Below are 12,048 nucleotides of genomic sequence, written 5' to 3'. Positions count from 1 at the left end.
TATTGAGTTAAAAATGGCCTTCATTAAAACACGCAAAAAAATCGTATCTTCTGCGATTGTGTCATCACTTTCAATGATGGCAGCTAATGCAATTGCACAAGATCAGGTTGCTCAGCTTGACACTATTCATGCTCAAGCAGAAGCAGAAACAACTCAAGGTTTAAAAGTAGATAAATCTGCAAACTCCAAGTTCGTTGCTCCTTTGCTTGATACGCCTAAATCAGTTTCTGTTATTTCTAAACAGCTGATTGCAGATACTCAAGTGACAACTTTAAGCGATGCTTTGCGTACAGTACCGGGGATTACTCTAGGTGCTGGTGAAGGTGGTAACCCGAATGGTGACCGTCCATTTATTCGTGGTTATAACTCTGAAAGTTCGATGTATATAGACGGTGTACGCAATGCGACATCGCAAAACCGTGAAATGTTTGCAGTAGAACAGGTTGAAGTGACCAAAGGTTCTGCATCTGCAATGGGTGGTGCAGGTACTACTGGCGGTAGCATCAACATGATTTCTAAAGTTGCTAAAAAAGGTGACTCATTAGAAGGTTCTATTGGCGCAGGTACAGATAATTACCAACGTATTACTTTAGATGGCAACAAAGATTTTGGTAACGGTATTGCTGCTCGTGTTGCAGTGATGGGCCATCACAATGAAAAAGCCGGTCAGGCGGATGGTACTGAATACAAACGTGCCGGGATTGCACCAAGCATTAGCTTTGGTTTAGACACCCCTACCCGTGCAACTTTAAGCTATTACTACTTAAAGACAGATGATATTCCGGATTCTGGTATTCCTTATAACAACCCTTTCGGTGCGCCAAGTGCCGGGGCGACTGATTACCGACCATTAAATGGAAATGGTAAGCCTATCGATGTGAAACAGGGTAAATATTACGGCTGGAAAGACCGTGATTTCCAGAAACAGGAAAACCAGTCTGCTACGATTAAACTTGAACATGACCTGACTGACAATCTAACCATTTCAAATACCGCTGTTTATAGCAATTCTAAAAATGATTATCTATGGACTAATCCGGATGATTCTCAGGGTAATTTCTATAACAAAGCTGGTTTTACAAATGAATTAATAGGTAACGTTTGGGCACGTACCAACTCACGTGTAGCTGATACCAATACCTTTACTGACCAGCTGGCTTTAACCGGCAAGTTTAATACGGGTGCCTTACAGCATAGCTTTAACCTGGGTGCAGAGTACTCAGATCAGGAAACTGACCGTACCCAATACATTATTGATGGTCTAAACGCGACAGGTAATGCACATAATGCCTGTAATGCTACTGATATTGCTTCGGGCTGGTGTACTTCAGTACAAAACCCAAACCGAGGCCCATGGAACGGCTCTATTAGCACAGAGGGGGCTGATCAGTACAATATTCAAAGTAAATCAACATCGGTTTATTTCTTGGATAGTATTGAATTCAATCCACAATGGATTTTAGATTTGGGTGTACGTTGGGACAAATTTGATACCCAGCAAACCATGATTGCAGGTAGTAAAAATACTGTTGTTCCCCCAGGCACTGTACGCAAAGCAGAAAATGACAATGATTTCTTCAACTATCAAGCCGGCATTACTTACAAACCTGTAGAAAATGGCTCTATTTATGCAAGCTATGCGACTTCAGCGAATCCGGTCGGTGTTGATGGAGGTGATGGTTCTGAATCATTCAGCAATCAAAGCGGCTCTACTAGCCTAGAACAGGCAAATTACCTCAACAATCTAAAACCTGAAGAAGTCCGCACTATGGAGTTAGGCACCAAGTGGGATGTTCTGAATGACAAGCTGAACTTAACTGCCGCGATTTTCCGTACCGAAAAAACCAATACCCGTGCAGTAGATTCTGATGGCTTCACGCGTAATATTGGTGAAACTCGTGTCGATGGTCTTGAGCTTGGTGCAAACGGTAACATCACGGATAAATGGGCAGTTTCTGCGGGTTATACTTATTTAGATAGTGAATTGGTTGATGATGGTGCTGGTACAAATGATGGCAAACAAGTTCAAAACGTTGCGAAAAACAGCGCAACCCTTTGGACAACTTATCAAGTATTACCACAGTTAACACTGGGTGGTGGTGCAACTGCAATGGATAAAGTCTACGGTAATGCTGCTAATACCAAGTTTGTTCCAGGTTATGTACGTTACGATGCTATGGCACGTTATAACGTCAACAAAAACGTTGATTTACAACTTAACCTAAACAACTTGTCTGACGAACGCTATTTCACTAAAGCTTATGCATCTCACTATGCCACTGAAGCGGAAGGCCGTAGCGCAGTATTGTCTCTAAACTTCAAATACTAAAATCGACTTTAAAAATCCCATAATTTATTTATGGGGTTTGATTTAAAATAGCCTCATAATGAGGCTATTTTTATAGCTAAAAGAATTCATCCTTCCAAAGGTATATTGCCGTGATCCATCATATTCCTAACGTCCTGAGCAAAGAACAAGTCCAATATTTCCGTGAAGAAATGAATAAAATTGAATGGGGCAATGGTAAGGTCACAGCCGGCACGCTTTCGGCAACTGTTAAACAAAACCAGCAACTGCCTGAAGATCATCCCCTCACTCACCATTTAAGTACCATTATTCTAGAGTCATTGGGGCAACATCCGCTATTTTTATCTGCGGCCATTCCGCTCGACATTATTCCACCGCTGTTTAACCGTTATGAAAACAATGAAGCTTTTGGTTTTCATGTCGATAATTCAATTCGCCGGATCCGTGGCAGTAATGAGCGCCTGCGTACAGACTTGTCCTGCACAGTTTTTTTGAGTGAACCAGAGGAATATGAAGGCGGTGACCTGGTGGTAGAAGATACCTATGGTTACCATGAGGTTAAACTACCTGCAGGCGATATGATTCTCTACCCTTCCACCAGTGTGCATGAAGTCACGCCAGTGACCTCCGGCTGCCGTCTCGCTTCATTCTTTTGGGTACAAAGCATGATTCGTGATGATGCAGAACGCCACATGCTGTTTAACCTAGACCAGTCCATTCAGAACTTGCGTATGCAGTTAGGCGATCAGTATCAAGAAGTCATCAAGCTGACCAATCTTTATCATAATTTAATGCGCAAATGGGCTGAACTCTGATTTTTTAAAGCCATAAAAAATGAATAGCTTAAATGCAGAATTGCGGCTGATATGGGTTTAATTTCGTAAAAAACCCAGCAGTAGAGTTAAGCATTTCATTGTGAGCCAGTAAAAAATCACAGCATAATCATCATTCTTGTTCATTAGCGCACTGGATTAAGCACATCCATTGCGCTTTTTTAAGCAACATTTCAAATAAAGCCTGACAATCTCATACAAACTTATTGCAAATAATAATAATTATCATTAATATTTACACCATTGTTACAACCCATAACAATATGTTCACTTTTAGTTCCAGATTACTGACCTCAAAAGTTGCAAAACAGTATTGGAATTCTGTCATATACGAAACCAGAGATTACCGACCATGGCACAAATCAAAAGCCGTAAACACCACAGAAACGCTCAACTGGTTGCATTAGCGGCATCGTTCCCGCTTATGACTCATGCAGCAACCAGCAATGGTGTAACCCAGCTGCCAACCATTACCGTGGAATCTAAAGCGGAAAATAAATATAAAGCCGATAGCCTCAGTTCCCAAAAATATACTCAGCCGCTGGTCGATACCCCGCAAACCATTTCAGTGATTAAAAAAGAATTATTAAAAGAACAAGGTGCAACATCCCTAGTTGAAGCCTTAAGAAACACCCCGGGAATTACCCTGCAACTGGGTGAAAATGGCAATACCAGTGCTGGCGATGCTTTTCAAATGCGTGGCTTTTCTACTCAAACCTCGACCTATGTCGATGGTATTCGCGATTTGGGTGCGGTCACCCGTGATGTCTTTAACGTGGAACAGATTGAAGTGGTCAAAGGCCCTTCTGGTGCGGAAGCCGGTCGTGGTGCAGCATCAGGGTATATCAACCTGGCCAGCAAACTGCCACAGACTGAAAATAGCCGTGAAGTTTCTGCCACTTACAATACTGCAGAACATGCCCGCCTGACTGCTGATATCAATCAGGTGATTAATGATGGCATTGCAATTCGCTTAAATGCCATGGGACAGGACGGCGGCGTTGAAGGCCGCGATTTTATTGAAAATAACAGCTGGGCGATTGCACCCTCGATTGCCTTTGGCCTGGATAGCGATACCCGCCTGTATCTCTATTCACAGCATATTCGTCAACGCAATATTCCGGATGGCGGTATTCCGACCATTGGCATGACAGGTTTCTACAATGCCGATTCAGCTTTAGCCGTAGCACCTAAAGTCAACCGTGAGAATTATTATGGCCACGTCGATGACCATGAAGATGTCGATGCAGACATGTACACGGCAAAAATTGAAAGTGATCTGGCTGAAAACGTCAAACTGACCAACATCACCCGTTTGGGTAAAACCAGTATGAACCGTGTTTTAACCGGGATCAATACCGGTTCAGCAGGTTTAAGAACCAATGGTTCAACTGATCCAAAAGACTGGGAAGTTAACCGTTCACGTCAGGGTATCGATCAGGAAAATAAGATTCTGGCTAACCAGAGCACCTTGAACCTGAATTTAACAACCGGTGCGATTGAGCATGATGTGGTTGCCGGTCTGGAATTCTTAAAAGAACAGCAACATACAAAAACCATGGCTACGCAAATGCCGGGTCAAGCGACGGTCGCAACCTCTTGGGCCAATCTTTATAATCCAGATCGCAATGAAGCAATGCCCGGCCTGATGTATAACGGGGGCTATACCCATGGTGAAACCGATACAGCTGCCGCCTATTTATTCGATACGCTTAAATTTGGTGAACGCTTCCAGCTGAATGGTGGAGTTCGGATCGACTATTACGACACCGAATATGATGCTTTGACGCTGCCATCAGGTAGCAGCAGCTTGGTTCCATCCAGTTTTGGTGCCCATGACACCCTGGTCAGCTGGAAACTGGGAGGATTATTTAAACCTACAGTTAAAAGTAGCATATATGCTTCTTATGCCAAATCTCTGACTCCTCCGGGAAGTGCCAACTTTAGCCTTTCAGCAGACGGGATTAACAGTGCTGCAGCAAAACCGCAAGAAACCCATCACTATGAAATTGGCACCAAGTGGGATGTGTTGAATGATCAACTGGCACTCAATGCTGCTGCCTATTACACTGAAAATGAAAACCAGTTTACCCAGGATGCAATTACCCAAGAATCCATTCAACAAGGTAAAACGACCGTGAAAGGGGTTGAACTGAGTGCTGTGGGCAAAATCACGGATGCATGGAATGTGTCTGCCGGGGTTGCGCATATGAAAACTGAACAAGAAGATCAGCTCAGCGTGAATGCAACCACAGGAGCAATTACCCGAACCAACAATGTACGCTGGTCACCGGAATGGACAGCAAGCTTATGGTCGACCTATGACATTGCCGGCTTTAAACTGGGCTTGGGTGCACGTTATGTCGATGAACAAAAACGTGTGATTACCGATAGCACGGCAGCGGCGAATATGCCTAACATTCCAGGCTATGTGGTATTTGATGCTATGGCGGGTTATAGCCTGAATAAAAATGCTTCAGTCAACTTGAATGTCTATAACCTGGCAGACAAGGAATACATCAGCACCTTGAACAATGGTGGTGGTCGTGTGATTTTAGGACAACCGCGTTCAGCAGCTTTAACCTTTAACTATAAGTTTTAAGTCATTCGCTAAGTCTTAGCAGATTGAGTATAAATGTAGTGTATTAGAGCTCTAATGCACTACATGATTTATTTTGAGTCCAATTAACGTTAGGGATGCAGATCAAGCTGATGATGTTACATATTCCTGAAATTCTGAGCAAACAGCAGGTTGCCGAGCTACGACAACAATTAGATAACAGTCAGGCCTGGATTCAGGGTCAGCACAGCGCCGGCTTTCAGGCTCAAAAAATTAAAAATAATTTGCAGATTGATCCCAACAGCATTGCTTATCAATCCTTTGCGGCCAAAATTCTTCAGGCCTTACAACACAACATCCTGCTCAAATCTGCGGCATTGCCCAAACATATTCTTCCGCCTTTATTTAACTGCTATCAGGATCAGGGGCATTATGGCAATCATGTCGATAATGCCGTGCAATATTCCAGCAGCATCGGACAAGCCATTCGGACTGACGTTTCCATCACCGTATTTTTATCTGAACCCGATGAATATGCAGGCGGTGAACTGATTGTAGAAGACAATTATGGCAGCCATGAAGTCAAGCTCGATGCGGGAGATGCCATACTCTACCCGGCGACCAGCTTACATCGGGTGGAACCGGTGACCCAAGGCAAGCGGATTGCGGCATGCACTTGGATACAAAGCATGGTCAAAGATGACTGGCAGCGCAGCATGCTGTTTAACCTGGATATGAACATTATTAAATTACGCCAGCAGATTGGCGATAACGAAGAAATTCTGGGTTTGACCAGTCACTATCATAATTTATTACGCCAATGGGGAGACCTATGAAAACCGTTGCTCCCCTTGCTCCCCTCTCGCAGATTCCGCCCTATTTACAGACTATCGCCGATTATGAAATTCAGGCACAAAAGCATCTTTCCGATATGGTCTGGCAGTACTTGCAGGGCGGTGCTATGGATGAGGTCAGTGTTCGCGACAATCTGGATCAGTTTCAACAAATTCACTTATTGCCCCGAATGCTCACAGACCTGACTCAAGGTCATACCCGCTGTAAAATTTTAGGGCAGGAATATCCGCACCCGATTTTTCTGGCCCCGATTGGACACCAGCAACAGTTCCATCCTGAAGCTGAAGCAGCAACCGCACTGGCAGCAGAAGTGCTTGGTAGTAATATGGTTCTGAGCACTTTCAGCAATACCGACATGCGTCAACTGAAACAGGAAAATCCATACAAATGGTTTCAGCTGTACTGGCAAGGTGACCGGGAAAAATCGCTGGCGCTGGTAAAACTGGCCGAACAGCAAAACTTTAAAGCCCTGGTGATTACCGTGGATTCACCGCATACCGGCATCCGAGACCGTGAACGACGGGTATTCTTTCATTTACCTGAAGGCATGCAGCATCCGCATACAGCGGCGCATATTCCCTTGCCTGAACTGCATGAGGGAGATCATCCCATATTTAATGGTTTGATGAAAATTGCACCCACCTGGGAGGATATTGCCTGGATGGTTCAACAGACCTCATTACCCGTTATTTTAAAAGGGATCGTCAATCCGCAGGATGCTCTGCTGGCCATACAGCACGGCGTACAAGGCCTGATTGTATCCAATCATGGCGGTCGTGTGTTAGACACCTGCATTCCGCCACTCACCGCATTGCAAATGATTAAAAAAGTGGTGCCGGCCGATTTCCCACTGCTATACGATGGCGGGATTCGCCGTGGTTCAGATGTATTTAAAGCTATTGCGCTAGGCGCTTCCGCGGTTTTAATCGGTCGTCCTTATATTTATGGGCTGGCAACTGCGGGGGCATTAGGTGTGGCGCATGTGATTAAAATATTGAAGGAAGAATTTGAAATTACCATGGCATTAATGGGAACAGCCACGCTAAAAGACATCAACAATGATTATATTTTCCACAATAAATAAGATTGGTGAAAAATATTTTCTTAAGTTAGCCCCTAAATGCAAAAATAGAAAAATATTTTCGGAATAAATGAATTAATATTAAGTTATAGATTTACAAGTGCTACGGTAAAACTAAATCATAATAATGCATTGGTTTTATTACAACTTTCGACTAATGTCTTCCAGTGTCAGACTTGTAAATTGCTAGAATAGACACAATCTATATAAGTAACAGGTTGCCGTTATCCACGACTTTAAGCAACCCATGTTACACAAGGAGTTACCTCATGATGTTGGCTGATCCAAGTAAAAAATATCGTCGCATGTACCAACGTGTCGACTTGCCAGACCGTCAATGGCCGAATAATGAAATTACCAAAGCGCCAATCTGGATGAGCACCGACCTTCGTGACGGTAACCAAGCCATTTTTGAACCTATGGATATGGATCAAAAATTCAAGATGTTCCAGATGTTGGTGAAAATCGGTTTCAAGCACATTGAAATTGGGTTCCCTTCTGCATCGCAAATTGATTTTGACTTTACCCGAAAATTGATTGAAGAAAACCATATTCCGGATGATGTTTACATCGAAGTATTGGTGCAGGCACGTGATCATTTGATTCAGCGTACTTTCGAATCATTGGTCGGTGCAAAACGTGCCATCGTGCATATCTATAACTCAAACTCTCCAACTTTCCGTCAAAAAGTCTTGAACGTGGATGTGGAAGGTGCACGTCAGTTAGCGATTAATGCTGCACAAAAAGTGAAACAATATGCAGCGCAATATCCTGAAACTGAATTTATTTTTCAGTACAGCCCGGAATGTTTCTCTGCAACTGAATTGGAAGTGGCAAAAGCAGCCTGTGATGCAGTGACTGAAATCTGGGAAGCCTCTCCTGAGAATAAAGTGATTTTGAACTTGCCAGCCACTGTTGAAGTTTCAGGTCCAAATGTTTATGCCGACCAGGTAGAATGGATGCACCGCAACATTCAGCGTCGTGATGGCGTGATCATTTCTGTACACTGCCATAATGACCGTGGCTGCGGTATTGCAGCATCAGAATTGGCGATTATGGCCGGTGCTGACCGTGTTGAAGGTTGTGTGTTTGGTAATGGTGAACGTACCGGTAACGTCGATGTTGCAGCTATTGCCTTGAACATGTATACCCAAGGTGTGGCACCTCACTTGGATTTCTCCAACATCAACGAAATTATTGCCACTGTTGAAGAATGTACAGGCTTGCCAGTGCACCCTCGCCACCCATATGCCGGCGACTTGGTGTTCACCGCATTCTCCGGTTCGCATCAGGATGCCATCAAAAAAGGTTTTGAATTTCAGAAAAACGAAGAAATCTGGGATATGCCGTACTTGCCAATTGACCCTAAAGACTTGGGCCGTGACTATGATGCGGTGATTCGCGTTAACTCACAGTCAGGTAAAGGCGGTATTTCTTACTTGTTGGAATCGAACTACAACGTGGTGTTGCCGCGTCGCTTACAGATTGAGTTTTCGCAAGTGGTTCAACAGGTGACTGACGAGCAAGCCAAAGAAGTTTCTGCACAAGACATCTGGACCTTGTTCAAAGACACTTATGTAGCAGCGAAAGATGCTCATTACTCGGCCAAAAACTACAAATTATCAGATGAAAATGGCAATCAGGTCATTGAGTTGGATATTGAAGTAAACGGCGAAGTTCAACACTTGCGTGGTGAAGGTAACGGTCCGATTTCTGCAATCTTGAATGCATTACAGTTGCCAATTGACGTGTTGAACTATGAAGAACGCAGTATTGGTTCTGGTGCAAATGCCAAAGCATTGGCCTTGGTTGAGCTTCAGGTCAAAGGTACCGGTAAATCAGCCTTTGGTGCCGGAATGCATGACAACATTGTGACCTCATCTATCGAAGCGATTATTGCCTGCACCAACCGCTTGATTGAGCAAGGTGTATTAAGTACCGATCAGGTGATTGCTGCTGCGGTATAAGTATTAGCAATAATATTTAGCATTAAAATGACTTTAGAAGGATACCCGCTAGTGGTATCCTTTTATTTATTGATCCTAAAGATTTAAGGCGAAAATTTCCTGTGTCTTTTCCAGCTGATTCAGTGGGCTTAGTTACCCCGCAAAAGTTTATTTTTGAAGAGCCGTTAGAGCTCGAATGTGATCGAATTCTTCCACGTTTTGAGCTCATGGTCGAAACTTATGGCGAACTCAATGCCGACAAATCCAATGCAATTCTGATTTGTCATGCGCTTTCAGGCCATCACCATGCGGCAGGTTATCATCATGAAGATGACCGCAAACCCGGTTGGTGGGATGCATGCATTGGACCAGGCAAAGCAATTGATACTTCTAAGTTCTTTGTGGTTGCACTAAACAATATTGGCGGTTGCAGCGGTTCGACCGGCCCGATTTCGCCGAACCCTGAAAATGACAACCGTCCTTATGGACCGGATTTCCCACTGGTCACCGTGCGTGACTGGGTCAAAACCCAGGCCCTGCTCTCTGACCGTATGGGCATTGATGTCTGGTATGCCATTATTGGCGGTTCTCTGGGCGGCATGCAGGCTTTGCAATGGTCGGTGGATTATCCTGAGCGTTTAAAAAAATGCGTGATTATTGCCAGTGCACCGAAACTATCGGCACAGAATATTGCCTTTAATGAAGTGGCGCGTCAGTCCATTTTGTCTGATCCCGACTTCCATAATGGCCGTTATCTGGAAAATGACAGCTATCCGAAACGCGGGCTGATTTTGGCACGTATGGTCGGTCATATTACCTACCTCTCTGAAGAAGCCATGAAACAGAAATTTGGCCGTGACTTGAAGTCGGGCAAATTTATGTACGGTTTTGACGTTGAGTTCCAGGTCGAAAGTTATTTGCGTTATCAGGGCGAGCAGTTCAGCCGTAACTTTGATGCCAATACCTACCTGATTATGACCAAGGCGCTGGACTACTTTGACCCATCACGCGAGTATGAGCAGTCATTGAAAAAAGCCATGGCAAATACCCAATGTAAATTTCTGGTGGTTTCATTTACTACCGACTGGCGTTTTACCCCGCAACGTTCACAAGAAATTGTCGATGCACTGATCAGCAACCATAAACCGGTAAGCTATGTCGATATTGATGCCGAACAGGGTCACGACTCGTTCCTGTTCCCGATTCCGCTTTACGTTAAATCATTACGTGCATTTTTAGGTGGTGTAGAACACCTCGAAGCCACACCTAAGGAGACTGTGTAATGCGTATCGATCATCAACTGGCAGAAACATGGATTAAACCCGATTCCAGCGTACTGGATTTAGGTTGTGGCGATGGTGAACTGCTGGCACATATGAGCAAAAAGCACAATATTCGTGCATATGGCCTAGAAATTGATCAGGAAAAGATTGCAATTGCAGTCAGTCGAGGGTTAAATATTATCCAACAAGACTTGAACCTCGGTTTAAGCCGCTTTGCAGACCAGTCCTTCGACTATGTGGTGATGGCACAGGCTTTGCAGGCTGTAGATGCACCGGACGTATTATTGCGTGATATGGTGCGTGTGGGGAAACAGGCCATTATTACCTTTCCTAACTTTGCGCATTGGAAGACCCGTTCTTTCTTGGCATTAAAAGGGATGATGCCTGTTTCAGAAGCATTACCGTATATGTGGTATAACACGCCAAATATTCATTTATGTACTTTCCGTGATTTTGAAGCACTTTGTGCCGAAAACGATATCCGGATTATTAATCGACTCGCCGTGAATGGGGATCAGCAAGGTAGTTTACTCAGTAAACATATCCCGAATCTGTTTGGTGAAGTCGCTATTTATCGAGTGAGCGCACTATGAAAAAAATATTATTAAGCACACTATTCGTTGGACTGTTTAGCATTCAAGCCCATGCAGAATATGTTGCACCTACAGCTTCGGTTTCAAGCCAGGCTGCGCAGTATTCTGTTATGGATATCAACAACCTGACCAAAGCCGCTAAAGCCGGTCAACCCGCTGCACAATTTTATCTTGGTACCAAATATCAATACGGCAAGGATGTTCAGAGAGATGAGCAGCAAGCCTTTACCTGGTACAAAGCCGCTGCGGACAATGGCTTGACCGCCGCCCAGCTGAATGTGGGTCGTATGCTGGCGGATGGTATTGGCACCAAAAAAGATGAAGCTTTGGCACGTAAATATTTTGAAAAAGCAGCAAGCCGTGGCGATAACCGTGCCAGCTTCAATCTAGCCAGGATGGAAGAGCAAAAGAAAAACTATGTTGGTGCATACCAGTGGTATGAATTGTCTACCCGTGACGGCATGCTCGACAATAAAGTTATTTCCCTTTCTGAAGGCAAAAAAACCGCTTTGGCTGCCAACTTGAGCCAAGAACAGATTCGTCAGGCACGTGACCGTGCGGACAAGTGGATTCAGGCACAGTAATTCTG

At 44.2% G+C, this 12,048-nt stretch carries 9 protein-coding genes; all 9 read left to right on the top strand.

Annotated elements, in window-relative coordinates:
- Nucleotides 1-13: 13 nt before the first annotated feature.
- The 9 genes from WAE57_RS09590 to WAE57_RS09550 all read left to right on the top strand — a co-directional run bounded on the left by WAE57_RS09590 (nucleotide 14) and on the right by WAE57_RS09550 (nucleotide 12,043).
- On the top strand, nucleotides 14-2,329 hold the full coding sequence (locus WAE57_RS09590; RefSeq protein WP_337710423.1) for a TonB-dependent siderophore receptor: 2,316 nt from the start codon (nucleotides 14-16) through the stop codon (nucleotides 2,327-2,329).
- A 110-nt stretch (nucleotides 2,330-2,439) separates the two neighbouring features.
- Entirely contained in the window at nucleotides 2,440-3,123 is a 684-nt protein-coding gene (locus WAE57_RS09585) for a Fe2+-dependent dioxygenase (protein ID WP_337710421.1), read from the top strand.
- A 370-nt stretch (nucleotides 3,124-3,493) separates the two neighbouring features.
- Nucleotides 3,494-5,743: a catecholate siderophore receptor Fiu gene (locus WAE57_RS09580; RefSeq protein ID WP_337710419.1), complete on the top strand. Its 2,250-nt coding sequence runs from the start codon at nucleotides 3,494-3,496 to the stop codon at nucleotides 5,741-5,743.
- 110 nt (nucleotides 5,744-5,853) lie between these two features.
- Complete coding sequence (locus WAE57_RS09575) at nucleotides 5,854-6,537, top strand: Fe2+-dependent dioxygenase (RefSeq protein WP_337710417.1); 684 nt, start codon at nucleotides 5,854-5,856, stop codon at nucleotides 6,535-6,537.
- A complete protein-coding gene (locus tag WAE57_RS09570) occupies nucleotides 6,534-7,640 on the top strand; it encodes an alpha-hydroxy acid oxidase (protein WP_337710415.1) in 1,107 nt (368 codons plus the stop codon). The genes WAE57_RS09575 and WAE57_RS09570 overlap by 4 nt, the downstream gene beginning before the upstream one ends.
- A gap of 266 nt (nucleotides 7,641-7,906) precedes the next feature.
- The gene (leuA, locus tag WAE57_RS09565) at nucleotides 7,907-9,604 is read left to right on the top strand and encodes a 2-isopropylmalate synthase (protein WP_337710413.1); all 1,698 of its coding nucleotides are present in this window, start codon (nucleotides 7,907-7,909) and stop codon (nucleotides 9,602-9,604) included.
- A gap of 101 nt (nucleotides 9,605-9,705) precedes the next feature.
- Nucleotides 9,706-10,866, top strand: coding sequence for a homoserine O-acetyltransferase (locus WAE57_RS09560; RefSeq protein ID WP_337710411.1), 1,161 nt, complete (start codon nucleotides 9,706-9,708; stop codon nucleotides 10,864-10,866).
- Nucleotides 10,866-11,459 carry a methionine biosynthesis protein MetW gene (metW, locus tag WAE57_RS09555; protein WP_174558499.1) on the top strand — a complete coding sequence of 198 codons (594 nt, stop codon included), beginning with the start codon at nucleotides 10,866-10,868 and terminating at the stop codon, nucleotides 11,457-11,459. Before WAE57_RS09560 ends, metW begins: the two co-directional genes overlap by 1 nt.
- On the top strand, nucleotides 11,456-12,043 hold the full coding sequence (locus tag WAE57_RS09550; protein WP_086175818.1) for a tetratricopeptide repeat protein: 588 nt from the start codon (nucleotides 11,456-11,458) through the stop codon (nucleotides 12,041-12,043). The genes metW and WAE57_RS09550 overlap by 4 nt, the downstream gene beginning before the upstream one ends.
- Nucleotides 12,044-12,048 lie beyond the last annotated feature (5 nt).

Source organism: Acinetobacter sp. NS-4 (assembly GCF_037402435.1).
Lineage (GTDB): Bacteria > Pseudomonadota > Gammaproteobacteria > Pseudomonadales > Moraxellaceae > Acinetobacter.
Note: the sequence above shows the minus strand (reverse complement) of the source record. Positions and strands in the feature narration are given on the sequence as shown.